At 66.0% G+C, this 20,299-nt stretch carries 17 protein-coding genes; 4 read left to right on the plus strand and 13 right to left on the minus strand.

The window, feature by feature from the left end; translation table 11 throughout:
* Window positions 1-11: 11 nt before the first annotated feature.
* Both AC1DW9_RS03185 and AC1DW9_RS03190 read right to left on the minus strand, forming a co-directional pair.
* Window positions 12-1,070: an ABC transporter substrate-binding protein gene (locus AC1DW9_RS03185; protein WP_441504440.1), complete on the minus strand. Its 1,059-nt coding sequence runs from the start codon at window positions 1,068-1,070 to the stop codon at window positions 12-14.
* 193 nt (window positions 1,071-1,263) lie between these two features.
* Window positions 1,264-1,719, minus strand: coding sequence for an Lrp/AsnC ligand binding domain-containing protein (locus AC1DW9_RS03190; protein WP_441488044.1), 456 nt, complete (start codon window positions 1,717-1,719; stop codon window positions 1,264-1,266).
* 128 nt (window positions 1,720-1,847) lie between these two features.
* On the opposite strand from AC1DW9_RS03190, the gene putA reads away from it, so the two are divergent.
* Both putA and AC1DW9_RS03200 read left to right on the plus strand, forming a co-directional pair.
* On the plus strand, window positions 1,848-4,967 hold the full coding sequence (gene putA / locus AC1DW9_RS03195) for a bifunctional proline dehydrogenase/L-glutamate gamma-semialdehyde dehydrogenase PutA (RefSeq protein ID WP_441504439.1): 3,120 nt from the start codon (window positions 1,848-1,850) through the stop codon (window positions 4,965-4,967).
* A complete protein-coding gene (locus AC1DW9_RS03200; protein ID WP_476852988.1) occupies window positions 4,964-5,479 on the plus strand; it encodes an RNA pyrophosphohydrolase in 516 nt (171 codons plus the stop codon). Before putA ends, AC1DW9_RS03200 begins: the two co-directional genes overlap by 4 nt.
* An 82-nt stretch (window positions 5,480-5,561) precedes the next feature.
* Here AC1DW9_RS03200 and atpC read toward each other — a convergent pair whose 3' ends face one another.
* The 6 genes from atpC to AC1DW9_RS03230 all read right to left on the minus strand — a co-directional run bounded on the left by atpC (window position 5,562) and on the right by AC1DW9_RS03230 (window position 13,072).
* Window positions 5,562-5,975, minus strand: coding sequence for an ATP synthase F1 subunit epsilon (gene atpC / locus AC1DW9_RS03205; RefSeq protein ID WP_441488041.1), 414 nt, complete (start codon window positions 5,973-5,975; stop codon window positions 5,562-5,564).
* A 141-nt stretch (window positions 5,976-6,116) separates the two neighbouring features.
* On the minus strand, window positions 6,117-7,586 hold the full coding sequence (gene atpD, locus AC1DW9_RS03210; RefSeq protein WP_113517308.1) for a F0F1 ATP synthase subunit beta: 1,470 nt from the start codon (window positions 7,584-7,586) through the stop codon (window positions 6,117-6,119).
* 73 nt (window positions 7,587-7,659) lie between these two features.
* A complete protein-coding gene (locus AC1DW9_RS03215) occupies window positions 7,660-8,529 on the minus strand; it encodes a F0F1 ATP synthase subunit gamma (protein WP_441504437.1) in 870 nt (289 codons plus the stop codon).
* Between the two features lie 43 nt (window positions 8,530-8,572).
* Window positions 8,573-10,102: a F0F1 ATP synthase subunit alpha gene (gene atpA / locus AC1DW9_RS03220; RefSeq protein ID WP_476855024.1), complete on the minus strand. Its 1,530-nt coding sequence runs from the start codon at window positions 10,100-10,102 to the stop codon at window positions 8,573-8,575.
* Window positions 10,102-10,674, minus strand: coding sequence for a F0F1 ATP synthase subunit delta (locus AC1DW9_RS03225; protein ID WP_441488038.1), 573 nt, complete (start codon window positions 10,672-10,674; stop codon window positions 10,102-10,104). The genes atpA and AC1DW9_RS03225 overlap by 1 nt, the downstream gene beginning before the upstream one ends.
* A 211-nt stretch (window positions 10,675-10,885) precedes the next feature.
* A complete protein-coding gene (locus tag AC1DW9_RS03230) occupies window positions 10,886-13,072 on the minus strand; it encodes a primosomal protein N' (RefSeq protein ID WP_441504436.1) in 2,187 nt (728 codons plus the stop codon).
* A 76-nt stretch (window positions 13,073-13,148) separates the two neighbouring features.
* On the opposite strand from AC1DW9_RS03230, the gene AC1DW9_RS03235 reads away from it, so the two are divergent.
* Both AC1DW9_RS03235 and AC1DW9_RS03240 read left to right on the plus strand, forming a co-directional pair.
* A complete protein-coding gene (locus tag AC1DW9_RS03235) occupies window positions 13,149-14,075 on the plus strand; it encodes a tyrosine recombinase XerC (protein ID WP_476775595.1) in 927 nt (308 codons plus the stop codon).
* Window positions 14,076-14,156: 81 nt separating this feature from the next.
* Complete coding sequence (locus AC1DW9_RS03240) at window positions 14,157-14,732, plus strand: DUF4337 domain-containing protein (RefSeq protein ID WP_441504434.1); 576 nt, start codon at window positions 14,157-14,159, stop codon at window positions 14,730-14,732.
* Window positions 14,733-14,736: 4 nt separating this feature from the next.
* On the opposite strand, the gene AC1DW9_RS03245 is transcribed toward AC1DW9_RS03240, so the two are convergent.
* The 5 genes from AC1DW9_RS03245 to AC1DW9_RS03265 form a co-directional block, all read right to left on the minus strand.
* On the minus strand, window positions 14,737-16,131 hold the full coding sequence (locus AC1DW9_RS03245) for an amidase (RefSeq protein WP_441488034.1): 1,395 nt from the start codon (window positions 16,129-16,131) through the stop codon (window positions 14,737-14,739).
* 20 nt (window positions 16,132-16,151) lie between these two features.
* Window positions 16,152-17,012, minus strand: a complete 861-nt coding sequence (locus tag AC1DW9_RS03250) for an ABC transporter permease (protein ID WP_441488033.1) — start codon at window positions 17,010-17,012, stop codon at window positions 16,152-16,154.
* A complete protein-coding gene (locus tag AC1DW9_RS03255) occupies window positions 17,009-17,956 on the minus strand; it encodes an ABC transporter permease (RefSeq protein WP_476775594.1) in 948 nt (315 codons plus the stop codon). Before AC1DW9_RS03255 ends, AC1DW9_RS03250 begins: the two co-directional genes overlap by 4 nt.
* A 3-nt stretch (window positions 17,957-17,959) precedes the next feature.
* A complete protein-coding gene (locus tag AC1DW9_RS03260) occupies window positions 17,960-19,450 on the minus strand; it encodes an ABC transporter substrate-binding protein (RefSeq protein ID WP_476775593.1) in 1,491 nt (496 codons plus the stop codon).
* 97 nt (window positions 19,451-19,547) lie between these two features.
* Complete coding sequence (locus AC1DW9_RS03265; RefSeq protein WP_441488030.1) at window positions 19,548-20,288, minus strand: GntR family transcriptional regulator; 741 nt, start codon at window positions 20,286-20,288, stop codon at window positions 19,548-19,550.
* Window positions 20,289-20,299: the final 11 nt, after the last annotated feature.

The following is a 20,299-nucleotide window of genomic DNA, read 5'->3' on the forward strand; positions in this document are numbered from 1 at the left end:
GGTCGAGCGCATCAGAACTTCCGCTCGGCCACAGGCGGCAGGTAGCTGTCGTCGAAAGCCGCCCCGGCCTTCGCCTTGTCCTTGAACGTGAAGGTCAGCCCAATCTGGTCCAGCGCCCGTTCCCAGCGCGCCTTGTCGATACCGCCAAAGCCATCGGCCTTGACTGCTGGCGTCATGACGTTCTGGGCGATCGTCATCTTGAGGCGCTCGACCTCGACCTCGAGCTTGGCGACATCGTTGCGCTGGATCACGAGCTTGCCGCCGAGTTCCGGGTCGGCCACCGTGTCGCGAACGCCTTTGGTGATCGCCCGAAGCAGGCCACGCACGGCCTCGGGCTTTTCGGCCGCGAATTTCGGCGAGACCATCACGACATTGCCGTAGAGCTCGACGCCGTAATCCGACATCAGCAGAGTGACGATGTCGTCGACGGGAACGCCGCGTGATTTCAGGTTGATATAGGAGGAGTTCGCGAAGCCGAACACCGCGTCGACCTCGCCTGAGGCCAACATCGGCTCACGCACGGGGAAGCCGACATTCTCCATCCGCATCTTGCTGTCGTCGAGCTTGTTGACGGTCTTGAAGATCGGCCATTGCGCAAAGGCCGCGTCAGCCGCCGGCGCGCCGAACTTCTTGCCCTCGAGGCTCTTCACGTCTGCGCTGATGCCCCGGCTCTTGCGGCCGACGATCGAGAAGGGCGGCCGGTCATAGACCATCATCACCGCCTTCAGATCGACGCTGGGATTCTCGTCGCGGAACCGGATCAGCGAATTCACGTCGCCGAAGCCGGCATCGTAGGTGCCGGACGCCACCCGCGGGATCGCCTCGCGCGAGCCGTTGCCCGTGTCGATCGTGACGTCGAGGCCCTCGGCTTTGAAATAACCCTTCTCCTGCGCCATCAGGAACAGCGCAGCCGGGCCCTCGAAGCGCCAGTCGAGCGTGAAGCGAACGGCGGTCTGAGCGAAGGAGGGACCCGCGCCGGTCAGGCAGGCTGCGGCGAGCCCCAGGGCGCCCAGCGCACGGCTCATCCCACGCCGGGAGAGCATCGTGGGGCGGAACGGGTTCGTCGACATCGGCAGCTCCGGATCATCACATGCAGGCGGGTCGGCAGGACCCGTTCGAACGGAACGCGACCAGCAAATCCCATGCCGTGGCGTCCTATGCTCAAACTGGCCGAATACAAAACAAGGTCAAGCGCATAGCGCCGAAAATGCATGCACTGCGCCTAAAATATAACGCGACGTCACCAGGCCCGATCGCGATCGGCTAAAGCGGCAGCGCTCCGTCGGTCTTGACCTCCTCCATCACGGCATAGGTCCGCGTCTCACGCACCGCCGGCAGCGCCAGCAGCACTTCGCCGAGGAAACGACGATAGGCGTTCATATCGGCCACCCGCGTCTTCACGAGATAGTCGAAACCGCCGGCCACCATGTGGCATTCCAGCACTTCGGGCGCCCGTTTCACCGCGGTTGCGAAACGCTCGAAGGCGTCGGGCGTCGTCTTGTCGAGATAGACCTCGACGAAGACCAGCAGATGCAGCCCCAGCTTCAGCGGATCGAGCGTCGCGCGATAGCCCGTGATGTAGCCGTCTCGCGAGAGCCGCTTCAGTCGCTCACCGGTCGCGGTTGGCGACAGGCCAACCTTTTCAGCCAGTTCGACGCCGGCGATGCGCCCGTCGGATTGCAGCATGGCGAGGATACGCCGGTCGGTTCGATCGAGCACGGGATTATTCTCTAAAAGCTCCGGAATATTCGAAGATAGATAAAGGCTATCACGGAAAATGGCCATTGATATCCGGCCACGCAAGCGCGATCCTTGAAATCATCCCGTCATTCATTCGGAATCGCACCATGGCCGCTCCTGCCCCCCGTCCGGTCGCCCCGTCCGCTCGCCACGCCTTCCGCGCGCCCTATGCCGAAGACGATACGACGATTGCGGCACGGCTGCTTGCCGGCGCCAGGCGCGAACCCGCAGCCAAGGCGAGGATCGACCAGCGCGCGACCGGGCTGATCGAGGCCATCCGGACCCGCAAGGTCGGCCTGGGTGGCATCGAGGAACTCCTGCGCGAGTACTCGCTCTCGACCAAGGAGGGACTTGCGCTGATGGTTCTGGCCGAAGCGCTGCTGCGCGTGCCGGATTCCACGACCGCCGACCAGTTGATCGAGGACAAGCTCGGCCAGGGCGATTTCGCCCATCACGAATCCAAATCGGATGCCTTCCTGATCTCGGCTTCGTCCTGGGCGCTTGGCATCACCGCCCGCATCATCCAGCCGGGCGAGACGCCGACCAGCATCATCGGCAATCTGTCGAAGCGCCTTGGCCTGCCGGCCGTCCGCACCGCCACCCGCCAGGCGATGCGTGTCATGGGCAATCATTTCGTGCTCGGCCAGACCATCGAGGAGGCTCTGAAGCGCGCTCGCTCGGGCACCGGCAAGCTCTATCGCTATTCCTTCGACATGCTCGGCGAAGGCGCACGCACCCAGGCCGATGCCGACCGCTATTTCGCCTCTTACGCCGCGGCCATCGACGCAATCGGCCGCTCGGCCGGCAATGACCCTCTGCCGAACAGGCCGGGCATCTCGGTCAAGCTGTCGGCCCTGCATCCGCGCTATGAGGCCACCAGCCACGAGCGCGTGCTGAGCGAACTCGTGCCCAAGGTCATCACGCTGGCCCAGCAGGCCAAGGGCTACGACCTGAACTTCACGATCGACGCCGAGGAAGCCGACAGGCTGGAACTCTCGCTCGACGTCATCGATGCGGTGACGGCAGATCCGACGCTCGCCGGCTGGGACGGCTTCGGCCTCGCGATCCAGGCCTACCAGAAGCGCGCCTCGGCGGTGATCGACCATATCGCGGCCCTGGCCGAGCGCCACAACCGCCGCATGATGGTGCGCCTGGTCAAGGGCGCCTACTGGGATACCGAGCTGAAGCGCGCCCAGGAGCGCGGCCTCTCCGACTACCCCGTGTTCAGCCGCAAGGCGATGACCGACCTCAACTACGAGGCCTGCGCCGCGCAGCTGCTGGCCTTGCGTCCACGCATCATTCCGCAATTCGCCACCCACAACGCATTGACGGTCGCAGCGGTCGCCGAGATGGCGGGCGGCTCCCAGGGCTTCGAGTTCCAGCGCCTGCACGGCATGGGCGAGGCGCTCTATGAGAGGTTGCTCCAGGAGGATTCCGGCTTCGCCTGCCGCACCTACGCCCCGGTTGGCGGCCATCAGGATCTGCTTGCCTATCTCGTGCGCCGTCTGCTCGAGAACGGCGCGAACTCCTCCTTCGTCAGCGTGTCCGGCGACCCTGACGTACCGGTCGCACAGCTGCTCGTACCCCCTGCCGACATCATCGGCACCTCGGCAGCGGCTCGCCATCGCCGAATTCCGCTTCCCGCCGACATGTTTGGCGCCTCGCGCAAGAACTCGGCCGGCGTCGAGCTTGGGCATGAGGCCAGCCTCGTCGCGCTTCAGTCGGAGATCGGCCAGGCAGCAGCCAAGCCGTTCCCCGAGGCGACGGTGATCATCGACGGCAAGCCGGCCGGTGGCGTCTCCCGCCCCGTCCTGTCCCCGATCGATGCCCGGCAGGTCGGGACCGTCCTGGAAGCCGATGATGCCCTGGCCGATCGCGCCATCCAGGCGGCCCAGGCCGGCTTCACCAGCTGGAACCGCACCCCCGCCCGGACGCGCGCTGCCGCCCTGCGCAAGGCTGCGGACCTGATGGAGGACCGACGCGGCCTGCTGCTCGCACTGCTCCAGGCCGAAGCCGGCAAGACGCTTGACGATGCCATTTCGGAGGTGCGCGAGGCCGTCGATTTCTGCCGTTACTATGCGGCCGAAGCCGAAGCGCATTTCGCCACGCCGCAGGTACTTCCCGGCCCGACCGGCGAGGAGAACCGCCTGATCTTGCGTGGGCGCGGGCCGTTCGTCTGCATCGCGCCCTGGAATTTCCCGCTGGCGATCTTCTCGGGCCAGGTCGTTGCCGCGCTCGTCGCCGGCAATAGCGTCGTCGCCAAGCCAGCCCCGCAGACGCCGCTGATCGCCGCCGCTACGGTCCGCCTGCTCCACGATGCCGGCATTCCAGCTTCCGCCCTCCATCTCGTGCCGGGAGACGGCAAGGTCGGCGCCCGGCTCGTCGCTCATCCAGCCGTGGCCGGCGTCGCCTTCACCGGCTCGACCGCAACGGCGCGCGCCATCAACCGGACGCTCGCGGCCAAGGATGGGCCGATCGTTCCGCTGATCGCAGAGACAGGCGGCCTCAACGCCATGATCGTCGATGCGACCGCCCTGCCTGAGCAGGTCGCCGACGACGTCGTGATGTCGGCCTTCCGCTCGGCCGGGCAGCGCTGCTCGGCGCTGCGCCTCCTGGTGGTGCAGGAGGATGTCGCCGACAAGATCCTCGAGATGATCGTCGGTGCCGGGAAGGAGTTGAAGCTCGGCGATCCGCGCGCCATCGACGTTCATGTCGGTCCGGTGATCGATGCCGCCGCCAAGAGCCGGCTCGACAATCATGTCGCGGCGATGCGCGCCGAGGGCCGGGTCGAATGGGCCGGCAGCACGCCGGCGCTCGGCGGCACCTTCGTCGCACCGCATATCGTCAAGCTCGACGACATCTCCGACCTCACCCAGGAGCATTTCGGCCCCATCCTGCATGTCGTGCGCTGGAAGGCCGGGGAACTCGACAAGGTCATCAACCAGATCGAGGCCACCGGGTATGGGCTGACGCTCGGCGTGCATTCGCGCATCGAGACGACGGTCGAGCGGGTTGCCGAGCGGCTCTCCACCGGCAATGTCTACGTCAACCGCAACATCATCGGTGCCGTCGTCGGTGTGCAGCCCTTTGGCGGTCACGGCCTGTCCGGCACTGGCCCCAAGGCTGGCGGACCGCACTATCTCGCCCGTTTCGCGACGGAGCAGACGGTCACGGTCAACACGGCGGCAGCCGGCGGCAATGCCAGCCTGATCGCGATGGGCGAATGAGCAAGGCAGGGCGAGTGAACAAGCCCTATCGGCCCAATGTCGGCATTGCGCTCTTCAATGCCCGGGGGCTCGTCTTTGCCGGACGCTCATGGAGCGACGGCCCGGAGATCGTCCACCCCGGACATGACTGGCAGATGCCGCAGGGCGGCATCGCTCCGGCCGAGGAGATCGTCGCAGCAGCGCGACGCGAGCTGGCCGAGGAAACCGGCATCAGCGAGGCCGCGCTCTTGGGCGTCACCGCGGAGTGGTGGCGCTACGACTTCCCGCCCTATGACGGGCCGCCGCACCGGCTCGATCGTTTCGCGGGGCAGGAACAGCGCTGGGTCGCATTCCGCTTCACGGGCAGCGAGGCGGCGATCGACATCGGCCGCCCGAACGGGGACGCCCCACCGGAGTTCACCGAATGGGCCTGGCTGCCGCTGGCCGAAATGCCGGCCCGTGTGACGCCGTTCAAGCGCGAGACCTATGAGCGCGTGGCCGAGGCCTTCGGGCATTTCGCCAGACCGGCCTGATCTCGGGACGCAACGTGCAACAAAAAAGGGCCGCTCGCGCGGCCCTTATGTCATCTCGATGCTGGAAGGCAGGTACGCGATCTCACGCAGCCTTGCGCTGCTGGAAGACGCCCTTGAACTCATGAAGCTGGATCAGCAGCTCCTGCAGGCGACGCTGTTCGTCTTCGGTCGGCGCAGCCGCCAGGCGGGTTTCGACCCGGAGGATTTCGGCGTCGAGCACGTCATTGTCGACGTCCTCGATGAAGCCGGCCTTCTCGGTCAGGATCGTCAGGGCCGTGGGATTGGCTTCGACGATACCGCCGCCAACCACGAATTCCTTGCCGTTGCCCGGCCCCGTCTGGGCGAGCACGATACCCGGCTTCAGCGCGGCGACGATCGGCACGTGGCCGGCGAGAATGGTCATCTCGCCTTCGACCGACGGCACGATGACGCTGACGACTTCGCCCGAGAACAGGATGCTCTCCGGCGAGACGAGTTCGAACTTGAAGGTGGCCATCAAGGGCTCTCCCGCTGCTTCAGTCATCCCGGCTGGAGCGCAGCGTGGAGCCGGGATCCAGGCCAAGGCCTGTGTCGTCGATGCTGGGGCGCGGCTCCCGGGCTGGCTTGCGCCATCCCGGATAGCCGTTGCCCCAGCGGATTACGCCGCTTCGGCAGCCAGGCGCTGGGCCTTCTCGACTGCTTCGTCGATCGAGCCGACCATGTAGAAGGCCGCCTCCGGGAGGTGGTCGTACTTGCCCTCGACCAGTCCCTTGAAGCCCTTGATGGTGTCCTCGAGCGCAACGAGCTTGCCGGGCGAGCCGGTGAAGACTTCGGCGACGAAGAAGGGCTGCGACAGGAAGCGCTCAATCTTGCGGGCGCGGGCGACCGAGATCTTGTCCTCTTCCGAGAGCTCGTCCATGCCCAGGATCGCGATGATGTCCTGCAGCGCCTTGTAGCGCTGGAGGATCTGCTGGACCTGGCGGGCGATGTTGTAGTGCTCTTCACCGACGATCGCCGCGGACAGCATGCGCGAAGTCGAGTCGAGCGGGTCCACCGCCGGGTAGATGCCCTTTTCCGCGATCGAGCGCGAGAGCACGGTCGTGGCGTCCAAGTGGGCGAAGGAGGTGGCCGGCGCCGGGTCGGTCAGATCGTCCGCCGGCACGTAGATCGCCTGCACCGAGGTGATCGAGCCCTTGTTGGTGGTGGTGATGCGCTCCTGCAGGTTGCCCATGTCGGTCGCCAGCGTCGGCTGATAGCCCACCGCCGACGGAATACGGCCGAGCAGCGCGGACACTTCCGAGCCGGCCTGCGTGAAGCGGAAGATGTTGTCGACGAAGAACAGCACGTCCTGGCCGCGGTCGCGGAAATCCTCGGCGACGGTCAGGCCCGAGAGAGCGACGCGCATGCGGGCGCCCGGGGGCTCGTTCATCTGGCCATAGACGAGGGCGCATTTCGAGCCTTCGCCGCCGCCCTTCTTGTTCACGCCCGACTCGATCATCTCGTGATAGAGGTCGTTACCCTCGCGGGTGCGCTCACCGACGCCGGCGAACACCGAGTAGCCGCCATGGGCCTTGGCGACGTTGTTGATCAGCTCCATGATCAGAACGGTCTTGCCGACGCCGGCGCCGCCGAACAGGCCGATCTTGCCGCCCTTCGCGTAGGGAGCCAGCAGGTCGACGACCTTGATGCCGGTGACCAGGATCTGCGCTTCCGTGGCCTGCTCGGCATAGCTCGGCGCAGGCTGGTGGATGCCGCGAGTGGTGGAGGTCTTGATCGGGCCAGCCTCGTCGACCGGCTCGCCGATGACGTTCATGATGCGGCCGAGGCACTCGTCGCCAACCGGAACCGCGATCGGCGCGCCGGTGTCGCTCACTTCCTGGCCACGGACCAGACCTTCGCTCGAATCCATCGCGATGCAGCGCACGGTGTTCTCGCCGAGGTGCTGCGCAACCTCGAGAACCAGGCGGTTGCCCAGGTTCGTGGTCTCGAGCGCGTTCAGGATCGCCGGCAGCTCGCCATCGAACTGCACGTCGACGACGGCGCCGATGACCTGAGCGACGCGGCCCGTACCGGTATTGGCGGACTTCTCGGTCTTGGTCTTGGTGGTCTTGGTTGCGGCTTTGGCCATGGTCGAACCTCGATGAGCGTTCAGCTTTACGGACAAGCCTGCGGGCTTAAGCGCCGCGCAGGCCCTTCAGGCGTTAGAGCGCTTCCGCTCCGGAGATGATTTCGATGAGTTCCTTGGTGATCATTGCCTGACGCGAGCGGTTGTAGAGCTGCGTCTGCTTCTTGATCATCTCACCGGCGTTACGCGTGGCGGAATCCATCGCCGACATGCGCGCGCCCTGCTCGGAAGCGGCATTCTCGAGAAGCGCCCGCAGCACCTGGACAGTCAGGTTGCGTGGCAGCAGAACGTCGAGAATTTCGCCCTCGTCGGGCTCGTACTCATAGACGGCGTCGGTCGTCTTGGTCCCCGCCGGGATTTCGGCCGGAATGATGCGCTGGGCCGTCGGGATCTGCGAGATCACCGACCTGAACTTCGAGAAGAACAGCGTCGCGACATCGAACTCGCCGGCGTCGAAGCGTGCCAGGACGTTCTGCGCGATTGTCTCGGCATTGACGAAGCCGACTTGCTTGAAGCCGCGCAGGTCGACCAACTCGATGATGTCCTGCTCGAACTGCCGGCGCAGGATGTCATAGCCCTTCTTGCCGACGCAGATGATCTTGACCGTCTTGCCCTCGGCCTTCAGCGCCTGCGCCTTGTCACGCGCCAGACGCGCGATCGAAGAGTTGAAGGCGCCGCACAGGCCGCGCTCGGCCGTGCAGACGACGAGCAGATGGACCTTGTCCGAGCCCGTGCCGCCAATCAGCCTTGGAGCGCCGTCACCGGCGACACCAGCAGCCAGACTGGCAAGCACCGTCTCCATGCGCTCGGCATAGGGACGCGCCGCTTCCGCCGCGCTCTGGGCGCGGCGCAGCTTGGCAGCCGCGACCATCTGCATGGCCTTGGTGATCTTCTGCGTCGCCTTCACTGAGGCGATACGATTTCGCAGATCCTTCAATGAAGGCATCGACGATCCTCATATTGCCGGGGTGATGAAACCCCGGTCGACCTCAAGCGAACGACTTGGCGTAATCAGCGACGATCTCTTTCAGCTTCGCGGCATTCGCGTCCGAAAGATCCTTGGTGTCGCGGATTTCGTTGAGTAGGGCGATATGCTTGCCGCGCACCAGCGCGAGCAGGCCGTCCTCGAAAGCGCGAACCTTGTTGACCGGCAGCGGGTCGAGATAGCCGTTCACGCCGGCATAGATCACGACCGTCTGCTCTTCCATCTTCAGCGGCGAGAACTGCCCCTGCTTCAGGAGCTCGGTCAGGCGGGCGCCGCGGTTGAGCAGGCGCTGCGTGACCGCGTCGAGATCCGAACCGAACTGCGCGAAGGCAGCCATCTCGCGATACTGCGCGAGCTCGCCCTTGATCTTGCCGGCAACCTTCTTGGTCGCCTTGGTCTGCGCGGCCGAACCGACGCGCGACACCGAGAGGCCGACGTTCACGGCCGGGCGGATGCCCTGGTAGAACAGGTCGGTCTCGAGGAAGATCTGGCCGTCGGTGATCGAGATSACGTTGGTCGGGATGWASGCCGASACGTCGTTGGCCTGGGTTTCGATGACCGGCAGSGCSGTCAGCGAGCCCTTGCCGGCCTCGTCGCCCATCTTGGCGGCGCGCTCGAGCAGGCGGGAGTGGAGATAGAACACGTCGCCCGGATAGGCTTCGCGGCCCGGCGGRCGGCGCAGCAGSAGCGACATCTGGCGGTAGGCGACGGCCTGCTTCGACAGGTCGTCATAGATGATGACGGCGTGCATGCCGTTGTCGCGGAAATACTCGCCCATGGCGCAGCCGGCGAACGGAGCCAGGAACTGCATCGGGGCCGGATCGGAGGCCGTGGCCGCCACGACGATCGAGTATTCGAGCGCACCGCGCTCCTCGAGCACCTTCACGAACTGCGCGACGGTGGAACGCTTCTGACCGATGGCGACATAGACGCAGTAGAGCTTCTGGCTCTCGTCCGTGCCTTCGTTCAGGGCCTTCTGGTTGAGGATCGTGTCGAGCGCCACGGCGGTCTTGCCGGTCTGGCGGTCGCCGATGATCAGCTCGCGCTGGCCACGGCCGATCGGGATCAGGGCGTCGATCGCCTTGAGGCCAGTCGCCATCGGCTCATGCACGGACTTGCGCGGAATGATGCCGGGCGCCTTCACGTCGACGCGCGAACGGATCTTTGCCTTGATCGGGCCCTTGCCGTCGATCGGGTTGCCGAGCGCGTCGACGACGCGGCCGAGCAGCTCCTTGCCGACCGGCACGTCAACGATCGCGCCGGTGCGCTTGACGGTCTGGCCTTCCTTGATCTCTCGGTCGGAGCCGAAGATGACGACGCCGACATTGTCGCTCTCGAGGTTGAGCGCCATGCCGCGCACGCCACTCTCGAACTCGACCATCTCACCGGCCTGGACCTTGTCGAGGCCGTAGACGCGGGCGATGCCGTCGCCGACGGAGAGAACCTGACCGACTTCGGTGACGGAGGCTTCCGACCCGAAATTGCTGATCTGAGCCTTCAGGATCGCGGAGATTTCAGCGGGGCGGATTTCCATCAGCCGACCTCTTTCATGGCAAGACGAATTGAATTGAGTTTGGTTTTCAGCGAGGCGTCGACCATCCGCGAACCCATCTTGACGACGAGACCGCCAATGATGGCCGGATCGACCTTGATAGCGACGGCAACATCCTTGCCCGCCACATCCTTGAGCGTCGCGCGGATCTCGTCGAGGCGCTTGGCCGACGGCTCCTCGGCGACCGTGACTTCGGCACTGACGATGCCCTTGGCTTCGGCGACGAGCGCACGATAACCGCGGATCATGCCCGACAGCGCGAACAGGCGGCGCTTGCTGGCGACGAAACCGATGAAATTGCCGGCGATACCGCCGATGCCCGCCTTGGCCAGCAGGGCGGTGATTGCAGAGACCTGCTCCTCGGCCGTGAAGACCGGGCTGCTGATCAGCCGCTTCAGATCGTCGCTCTCGGCGATCATCGCGCTGAATGCGTCGAGATCGGCCGAAACGGCGTCGATCGCACTGGCCTCCGAAGCCAGTTCGAATAGCGCCGTGGCATAGCGCCCGGCTACGCCCGACACCAATGTCTGATCCTGCGATCCGCCTTCAGCCACGCTCACATCTCTCGTTCAATGGACTGCACCGGCGACCTTCTTGATGAAGGTGGAGTGCATCGTCCTGGCGCTGCGATGTTTCAGACAGACGAAAGCCGCGCGAGTGCGCACCTTGCGTCCGAAATGTGGCGGTGCACTAACATGAGGCTTTGGGGGGCGCAATCCGTAGATCGCGATCAACAGGGCCGTTTTCCGCAGCCGGGCCCTGCACTCACAGGAAGCTTTGCGGGTCGACATCGACCTGAACCCGGACGGAACCCTTCGCTCGCGGAGCGCTCTTCAGCCAGGCACGCAGGTAATCCTGCAGATTGACCTCACGTGCCGTTTTCACGATCAAACGCATGCGATGCCGCCCCCGTAGCACGGCAAGAGGGGCTTCTGCGGGCCCCAGAACGACGACTCCGTCCGGCGGTGCCGCGCAGCGCGCCAGTGCACGGGCATGATTTTCGGCCTCCGCCTGGCTGTTGGCGGAGACGATCAGTCCGGCCAGACGCCCAAAGGGCGGCAGGCCGGCAGCCTCACGAGACGCCGCCTCTGCGGCATAAAACCGCTCCGGGTCGCCCGAGACCAGCGCCTTGAGCACGGGATGGCTGGGATCATGGGTCTGGAGCAGAGCTCGGCCCGGCTTCTCGCCCCGGCCTGCCCTCCCCGTCACCTGACGCAGGACCTGGAAGGTTCGCTCGGCCGCGCGGGGATCGCCCGAGGTCAGGCCGAGATCGGCATCGACGACGCCGACCAGTGTCATCCCCGGAAAATTATGCCCCTTGGCGACGAGCTGGGTACCGATGACGATATCGAACTCCCCCTCCGCCACTGCCATCAGTTCCTGCTTCAGCCGTTCGGTACCACCGGGGAAATCGCTGGAGAGCACGATCGAACGCGCATCGGGGAACAGCGTCGCGACCTCTTCCGCAAGCCGTTCGACACCGGGTCCACAGGCCGCGAGGCTTTCCGGCGCATGACAGGCCGGGCACTCGTGCGGCCGGCGTTCGACATGGCCGCAATGATGGCAGACCAGCGCCCGCCGAAAGCGATGATCGACCAGCCAGGTCGAGCAGTTCGGGCACTGGAACCGGTGACCGCAATCACGGCAGAGCGTCAGCGGTGCGTAGCCGCGGCGGTTGAGGAACAGCAGCGACTGCTCCTTCGCCTCCAGATTGGTCGTGATGGCCTTAACGAGCGCGCCCGAAATCCAGCGCCCGCGTTCAGGCTTGTCGCGCTTGAGATCCACGAGATCGAGCGTCGGCAGTTCCCGCCCGCCAAAACGTTCCGGCAGTTTCAGATAGGCATAGCGCCCGCGCTCGGCATTGACGCGCGTTTCCAGCGATGGCGTCGCAGAGGTGAGGATGACCGGCGCCTTCTCGATCATGCCGCGCACCACCGCCATGTCGCGGGCGTGATAGCTGACGCCGTCCTCCTGCTTGTAGGCGGCCTCGTGCTCTTCATCGACCACGATCAGCCCGAGATCACGGTAGGGCAAGAACAGGGCCGAGCGCGCGCCCGCCACCACTCTCGCCTCGCCGCTTGCGATCGCCGCCTGCAGCCGCTCCCGCCGCCGCCCCGAGACTGCCGAGTGCCAAAGCCCGGGCCGCACGCCAAACCGGGCCTCGAAGCGGTCGATAAACTGCGCCGTCAGCGCGATTTCCGGCATCAGGATCAGGCTCTGGCGACCGAGCCGGATCGCCTCCGCCACAGCTTCGAAATAGACCTCCGTCTTGCCCGACCCCGTGACGCCCTCGAGCAGGGTCACGCCGGAGGCCGCCGCCTTGACGGACGCAACCAGTGCCGTCGCCGCCGCGGCCTGTCCCGCCGACAGGGCCGGTCGCGCGTGATCCGGGTCGGGAATGTCGACGACCTCACCGCGCGGCAGCGCCTCGATGGCAAAGGTCCCCGCATCGACGAGCGAATCGATCACCGCCCCACTCACCGAGGCCGTCTCGGCCAGCGCCGATTTCGCGATCAGCAGGCCGCCCTCCGCCGCCGCGATGGCTCGCGCCCGGGCCGGCGTCATGCGCTGGGGCGGCGGCCCGACGAGTCGGACGCCCATCTTCGGTCGTTCCGGCGTATCATCGGGCGGGCGCCGCAGCGCAAGCGCCAGCACCGAACCCTTGGCCGCAAGCGTGTACCAAGCGACCCAGTCGACCAGCTTCATCAGGGCCGGATCGAGCGGCGGCATGTCCATTTTGGCGCTGACGCGCTTCAGGTTGCCACCACGCCCCGAGCCCAGGCTCCAGACGACGCCCACAGTCTCGCGCGGGCCCAGCGGCACCTGCACGATATCGCCGGGTTTGAGCGCGAGCCCGTCTGGAACCGCATAACTATACGCCTGATCGAGCGCGAGCGGGATCAGCACGTCGACCGTGCCGCCTGTTTCGATGCCTGTCTCAACCTCGCTCATGCGCCCGTGTCTAGCATCGATTCGGTCCCTGTTAAGGCAGGGGCGTCATGCTCGGCTCAGACCACAGGGGACGCCGATGACCGATTTCGAGACCCTGCGCCAAAACTGGCTCGTCCATCTCGCCAGCGAGCGCCGTCTTTCACCCAAGACGCTCGAGGCCTATGGCCGCGACCTTGCGCAGTTCTCCACCTTTCTCGACGGCCATTTCGGCGGCAAGCCGACCCTCGAGGATCTGGCAGCGCTGAAGCCGCTCGACTTGCGCGCCTTTCTCGGCCAGCGTCGGCGTGACGGCGTCGGCAACCGCACACTGATGCGCCAGCTTGCCTCGCTGCGCTCCTTTGCCCGCTTCGGAGAACGCACCGGCAAGCTCACGGCCTCGGCCTTTGCCGCGACGCGCGGGCCGCGCATTGGAAAATCGCTGCCGCGCCCGCTTGATGCCAAGGCCGCAAAGGCCGTGATGCAGGCCGATATCCGCGCCGGCGAGGACCGCGAAACCTGGATCCTGGCACGAGACGCAGCCGTGCTCGCCCTGCTCTATGGCTGCGGCCTGCGCATCTCCGAGGCGCTTGGGTTGTCGCGCGCGCAGGCACCAAGGAGCGCATCGGATACGCTGACCGTGATCGGCAAGGGCCAGAAGACCCGCATGGTGCCTGTTCTGCCGGTCGTGGTCACCGCGATCGAGGAGTATCTCTCGCTCTGCCCCTGGCGATTGCCGCCGGAGGGCCCGCTCTTCCTCGGCGCCAAGGGTGGACCGCTCTCGCCCCGCATCATCCAGCTCGCGGTCGAGGGCCTGCGCGGCGCGCTCGGCCTGCCCTCGTCTGCGACCCCGCATAGCCTGCGCCATTCCTTCGCGACCCATCTGCTCGGGCGTGGCGGCGATTTAAGGGCCATCCAGGAGCTACTCGGGCACGCGTCCCTCTCGACGACGCAAATCTATACCCGCATCGATTCGGCCCGTTTGATGGCGGCTTATGATGCGGCCCATCCCCGCGCCCAACGATAAGAGCCCAAGGCGAGCGAGCCCCCTTGATTCCGCCGCGGAACCCGGCCATTGCCCGCCGTCTCCGGGGGGAACCAGAATCGCATGTCTTCGCCAGCAGCCGACGTCACCGAAACCGCCACCAGCGGCAGCAACAAGCGCATCGCCCTGCTCATCGCGATGCTCGCCCTGATGCTGGCCTTCTCAGAAATCGGCGGCAAGAACGCCGAGCAGGAATCGATCGCCAAGAACATCGAGGCTTCGAATCTCTGGTCATTCTTCCAGGCCAAGACGATCCGCGGCACCACACTGCGCACGGCCGCGGAGGCGATGGAGATCGATCTCGCAGCCGCGACGGACCCCGCCACCCGCGAGCGCATGCAGAAGCGCATCGACGGCTGGAAGCAGACGATTGCGCGCTATGATTCGGAGCCCGAGACCAATGAAGGCCGCAAGGAACTGGTCGCGCGCGCCAAGACGGCCGAGGCCGTGCGTGACATCGCAGCGGCCCGCGACGACAAATACGACATCGTCTCAGGCCTGCTTCAGATCGCGATCGTGATTTCCTCGGCCGCGATCATCACCGGCGTGACGATGCTGGCCCTCACCGGCGCCGGCCTTGGCGTGATCAGTTTCGCCCTGATGCTGGTGGCGCAGTTCGCGCCGACCGCGCTGTTCTGAACCCTCACACGGTCTGTGGCGGCGCAGGCCATGGCACCTCGCTGCCGCGTAGAATTTCCCAGGCCCGCGCCATTCTCAACACGCCGAGATCGTCGAACCGCCGCCCGGTGATCTGCAAGCCGATCGGCAACCCCTCGGGAGTAAGCCCGGCATGGACCGAGACCGCCGGCTGATCCGACATGTTCGCTGAGACCGTGAACGCGATGTGCTCGAAGGGCCGCTCAGGGTCGTGGATGGGCGAGGCCAGCTCAGCCGCATAGGCCGGCACAGGGGAAACCGGCGACAGCACGAAATCGAACGGTGCACAGGCTTTCAGCGCCGCATCGCGCATCGCCAGCATCTGGCTCATCCCGCGATAGACTCTTTCGCCACTCAGATTCCGGCCGCCCTCGGCCCAGGCGTAGATATAGGGCAGAACCCGTCCCTGCCTGGCATCCGACAGGCCGCCAATGTCGACCCAGGCGCGCTGCCGCCAGAAATCATCAAGCCCGTCCAGCATTTCGCGGGTCAGGAAGGGCGCAACCGGCTCGACAATCGCGCCAGCCGCCACAAAGGCCCTGGCCGCCGCCTCGATCGCAGCCCGGGTATGCGGCTCGACGGCAAGCCCGACTCCGGCATCGACCTGGAGCCCCAGCCGCAAGCCCTTGACGTCAAACTCCAGCGCCAGCCAGTCGATCTCCTGTGGCGGCAGGCTCATGCCATCGCGCCTGTCCGGCCGGGACAGTTCCCGCATCATCAGCGCCGCATCCGCGACCGAGCGGGTCATCGGCCCGGCGACGCGGCCGTAATAGGTCGGGTCGATCGGCACGCGGCCAAAGCTCGGCTTGAGGCCGACCAAGCCGCACCAGCCGGCCGGCAGGCGGATCGAGCCACCGATATCGGTGCCGACATGAAGCGGCCCATAGCCCGCAGCTCCCGCCGCACCCGCCCCAGCCGAGGAGCCGCCAGGATTCTTGGTCAGGTCCCAGGGGTTGCAGGCGAGTTCGTGAAAGCTCGACAAACCCGAGGAGAGCATGCCGTAATCCGGCATCGTCGTCTTGGCGAGGATGACGCAGCCGGCCTCCCTCAACCGCGCCGCCGGCGGTGCGTCCGCCGATGCCGGCTCGAGATCGCGCGCGGCCGTGCCGAGCGGCACCGGCACGCCCTTGGTCGCGATGTTCTCCTTGATCGTGCCGGGCACCCCGTCGAGAGCCAGCGCCTCCCCCTTCAGCCAGCGCATCTCGGAGGCCTTCGCCATCGCCCGCGCCGCGGCGGGATCATAGGCATAGAGCGCCTTGAGCTGCGGCTCCCATGCGGTAATCCGTGCGATCACCGCCTCGGTCGCCTCGACCGGCGAGAATGTCCGTGCGGCATAGCCGGCGAGAAGCTCCGTCGCGCTCAGATCGGCAAGATCGGTCATCGTCTCATCCTCATCGTCACTCAGCGGCTTCGGCGCAGGCGCGGGTCGATGGCATCGCGCAGGCCGTCGCCGAGCAGATTGAAGCCGAGCACCGCGATGGCAATCGCGGCGCCGGGAAAGATAGCGAGCCATGGCTGCACCGCCATGAAGGTCTGCGCCTCGTTCAGCATGCGTCCCCAGGACGGATTCGGCGGCTGCGTGCCGAGCCCGAGATAGGACAGCCCCGCCTCCGCCAGGATCGCCAGTGCGAACTGGATTGTCGCCTGTACGACGATGACGCCAGCAACATTCGGCAGGACATGGCGGACGCTGATCTGCACATTGTCGAGCCCGGCCGCCCGCGCCGCCTGGATATAATCCCGCGTCCAGACCTGAATCGCCACCCCGCGCGCCAGGCGCGCGAAATAAGGCAGGTTCAGGATGCCGATCGCGACGATGGCGTTGAGCATGCCCGGCCCGGCGATCGCCGTGATCATGATCGCCGTCAGCACCGCCGGGAAGGCATGGGTGAAGTCGGCCGTGCGCATGATCAGGTTGTCGAGGAAGCCGTCGCGCCGGATCGCGGCCAGCAGACCGAGCGTTGTGCCGAGCACCAGACCGAACCCGACCGCGCCGAGCCCGACCGCCAGCGAGTTGCGGGCGCCCACCATGATCATCGAGAAGACGTCGCGACCGAATTGGTCGGTCCCGAACCAGTTCGTCGCCGAAGGGGGCTTCAGGCGATTCAGGATCATCATCTGCGTCGGCGGATAGGGCGTCCAGACATAGGACAGCAGCGCCCCCGCAACGATGATCCCGGTCAGCGCGAAACCGATCAGGAAGGAGGGGCCCGTCCACCAGCGTTTCGCCGAGACCGGGGCCGACGCACCGGCCGGTGTCACGACGCCTCCCTCAGGCGCGGGTCGATGAGCCCATAGACGAGCTCGACCGCAAAATTCACCAGGATGGCGAGGCCGGCAAACAGCATCACCAGATCCTTCACGACGATCAGGTCATGCTGGGTGATCGACTGGAAGACGAGGCGCCCGAGCCCCGGCAGCGCAAAGACATTCTCGATGATGATCGCGCCGGCGATCAGCACCGAGAATTGCAGCCCCATGATGGTAACGACCGGAATCAAGGCGTTGCGCAGTGCATGCCTGACCACCGTGACCGGTTCTGCCAGTCCCTTGGCGCGAGCGGTACGGACGAAATCCTCCTGCAGCGTGTCGAGCATCGAGGAGCGCGTCACCCTGGCCAGGATCGCCGCCTGCGGCAGGGCGAGCGCGAAGGCCGGTAGCAGCAGCGCCTTCACGGCAGCAGCCGGCCCGGCCTGCCAGCCCGGGAAACCGCCGGCCGGAAACCAGCCGAGCCCGATCGCGAAAAGCAGCACGAGCAAGAGGCCGAACCAGAAATTCGGAACAGCCAGCCCGAGCTGCGCGAAGACCATCGCGGCCGCATCGGTCGGCCGATTATGATTGGCTGCGGCGAGCAAGCCAAGTGGAACGCCGATCGATGTAGCTAGCATGATCGCCGCCAGCGCCAATGGCAGGGTGACAGCCATCCGCTCGCCGATCAGCTGGGCCACCGGCACACGATAGGTGTAGCTCAGGCCGAGATCGCCGGTCAGAAGACCCGAGATCCAGGCGAGAAAACGGACCGGCGCCGGCTTGTCGAGCCCCATCTCCAGGCGCAGGGCCGCCAGCGCCTCGGGAGCCGCATTGAGCCCAAGCGTCACGGCAGCCGGATCGCCCGGCAGCACCTCGAGCGCGATGAAGATCACCAGCGCCGCACCAAGCAGAGTGGCGACAAGCGCCACGCACCGGCGCGCCAGGAACGACAGCACGACCTAGCGCCAGCGCACCTCGGCGAGCGGCGTGATCGGGAGCGGCCAATCCGTCCACATCCCGTCCAGCCCGGCCGCCGTCACCGTGATCTTCGGCAGGATGAAGAGGAAGCCGTTGACCGCATCGTGCGCCAGGATGCGCTGGGCTTGCCTGTACATCTCATTGCGCTGGCCCTCGTCGAGGGTGACGTCGATCTTCGCCATCAGTGCCTTGAACTCGGGGTTCTTGTACTGGAAGTAGTAGTCGTCGCGGGCATAGATATTGATGTCGAGCGGTTCGGTATGGGCGATCACGCTCAGGTCGAAATCCTTGCCGCGGAAGACGCGCTCCAGCCATTGCGGGAATTCGAGCGGCTCGATCGAGGCGTTGATGCCGATCTGCGCCAGCAATGCCGCGATGATCTCGCCCGAACGCCGGGCATAGGTCGGCGGCGGCAGTTTCAGCGTGCAGGAGAAACCGTTCGGGAAGCCGGCCGCGGCCAGCAGCGCCTTGGCCTTGGGGATATCGACCGGATAGGTGCCGGTCAGGTCGATATAGGCCGGATGCAATGGTGAGAAATGACTGCCGATCAGGTCGACATCGAAACCGTAGACCCCGAGCGCGATCGTCTTGCGGTCGAGCACATGAGCGATCGCCTGACGCACGCGCAGATCGTTGAACGGCGCTTTGGCATTGTTGATGGCGAGGATGACCTCGCCCTCCGTCTTGCCGAAGCTGACCTTGAGCTTGGGATCAGCCTTGAGCTGCGGCACGGCTTCAGGGGCCGCCAGATTGGTCTGCGCGTGGACATCCCCGGCGCGCAACGCGGCGACCTGCGCCTGCGGGTCGGCGATGAAGCGGAAGGTCGCCTTGGCGAGTGTCGGCTTCTCCCCCCAATAGCCGTCGAAGCGTTCGAGCTCGAGCCTGTCGCCACGATTCCAGCGCACGAACTTGAACGGGCCGGTGCCAACCGGATTGGTCTTGTTGTTGGAGGCGCTCGCTGGCGCCACGATCACCGCATCGCCCCAGGCGAGACCGTAGAGGAAATTCGCCGTCGGCTGTTTCAGCCTGATGACCACGGACGCCGGATCAGGCGTCGCGATCTCGGCGATCGGCGTGAACAGCTGGCGCTGGGCGTTGGTCGATTCCGGAGCGACGGCCCGCTCGAACGAGAACCTGACCTGTTCGGAGCTGAACGGAGTGCCGTCATGGAACGTCGCGCCCCGCCGCAGCTTGAAGCTGTACGTGATATTGTCGGGTGCGATCTCCCAGCTTTCGGCGAGGCAGGGCACGATCTTGCCGGTCCGGTCCATCTTGACCAGGCCTTCGAAGATGTTCTGCAAGGTGACTTCGCGGATCGCCTGCGCCGCGCCCGAGGTCGGGTCGAGCGTCGGCGGTTCCAGCGTCATCGCAATGATGACGCTGTCCTTGGCCTGCGCCAGAGCAACGAGAGGCAACTGGGCCGCCAGCGCGGCTGCGCCTGCTCCGGCAAGAAGGTCACGCCGCGTCGTCATCAGCCACTCCCATGCATGTCGCGGCGCAAGATGGCGCGGGAGATGGGCCCGGCGCAAGACGGCTCTTCCGTTTCGTCCACGCGACAGATCGATCGCGTCAGACGAAGTAATCCGGATGCTTTGCCTGAAGATGCACGAGATCGGGAAGGAGCGTGCCGAGATGGGTGCGCATCGCCGCAACCGCCTCGGTGGCGCGGCCCTTGCGGATGGCATCGACGATCGACAGGTGCTCGCGGATCACCATCGCCATGCGCCCGGGCACCGGCAGGGTCATGCGTCGGCAGCGGTCGATCTGGCTTTTCGCCGCCTGTGCGATTTTCCAGATACCGGGATACCCGGCGGCATCGGCCAGCGTCTCGTGAAAGGCTTCGTCCGCGAGATGGAAATTCTCCTGATCGCCGATATCGAAGGCTTCGTGCAGGCGCGCGATCGTGGCATCAAGTCGGGCGATGGCCTCCGGCGTCGCGATGCGGGCAAGCAGTTCCACGGTCGCGCATTCCAGCGCCTGCCGAATGAAGACCGCTTCGGGAATAGCCCCGGTCGGGATGCGCGCAACGAAAGTCCCCGCCTGCGGAAAGATCTCGACCAACCCCTCTTCCTTGAGACGGATCAGCGCTTCGCGGACCGGGGTACGGCTGACGCCGAAGCGCGCCGTCAGCTCCTTCTCGGAGAGCGGCACGCCGGGCCTCAGCTCCATGGCGAGGATGGCGCGTCGGAGATCGTCCTGAACCAGTGAAGCGGCCGTCGAGCGCCCGGCGGGAGCCACGGCCCGCCCCAGGGGGCGCCGCTCGCGTCGATTATCCGCCGCATGGCCGCGGCCGCCTGCGAGCTCGTTCATCGTCCCGTCCC

It is taken from the genome of Allobosea sp. P4_E12, assembly GCF_056401655.1.

Excerpts from the sequence above, each read along its gene's own strand:
- AC1DW9_RS03260 (WP_476775593.1), bottom strand. The coding sequence starts at position 19,450 with ATGACGACGCGGCGTGACCTTCTTGCCGGAGCAGGCGCAGCCGCGCTG.
- atpC (WP_441488041.1), bottom strand. The coding sequence starts at position 5,975 with ATGGCCACCTTCAAGTTCGAACTCGTCTCGCCGGAGAGCATCCTGTTC.
- AC1DW9_RS03215 (WP_441504437.1), bottom strand. The coding sequence starts at position 8,529 with ATGCCTTCATTGAAGGATCTGCGAAATCGTATCGCCTCAGTGAAGGCG.
- AC1DW9_RS03245 (WP_441488034.1), bottom strand. The coding sequence starts at position 16,131 with ATGACCGATCTTGCCGATCTGAGCGCGACGGAGCTTCTCGCCGGCTAT.
- AC1DW9_RS03240 (WP_441504434.1), top strand. The coding sequence starts at position 14,157 with ATGTCTTCGCCAGCAGCCGACGTCACCGAAACCGCCACCAGCGGCAGC.
- AC1DW9_RS03185 (WP_441504440.1), bottom strand. The coding sequence starts at position 1,070 with ATGTCGACGAACCCGTTCCGCCCCACGATGCTCTCCCGGCGTGGGATG.
- putA (WP_441504439.1), top strand. The coding sequence starts at position 1,848 with ATGGCCGCTCCTGCCCCCCGTCCGGTCGCCCCGTCCGCTCGCCACGCC.
- AC1DW9_RS03230 (WP_441504436.1), bottom strand. The coding sequence starts at position 13,072 with ATGAGCGAGGTTGAGACAGGCATCGAAACAGGCGGCACGGTCGACGTG.
- atpD (WP_113517308.1), bottom strand. The coding sequence starts at position 7,586 with ATGGCCAAAGCCGCAACCAAGACCACCAAGACCAAGACCGAGAAGTCC.
- AC1DW9_RS03235 (WP_476775595.1), top strand. The coding sequence starts at position 13,149 with ATGACCGATTTCGAGACCCTGCGCCAAAACTGGCTCGTCCATCTCGCC.
- AC1DW9_RS03265 (WP_441488030.1), bottom strand. The coding sequence starts at position 20,288 with ATGAACGAGCTCGCAGGCGGCCGCGGCCATGCGGCGGATAATCGACGC.
- AC1DW9_RS03200 (WP_476852988.1), top strand. The coding sequence starts at position 4,964 with ATGAGCAAGGCAGGGCGAGTGAACAAGCCCTATCGGCCCAATGTCGGC.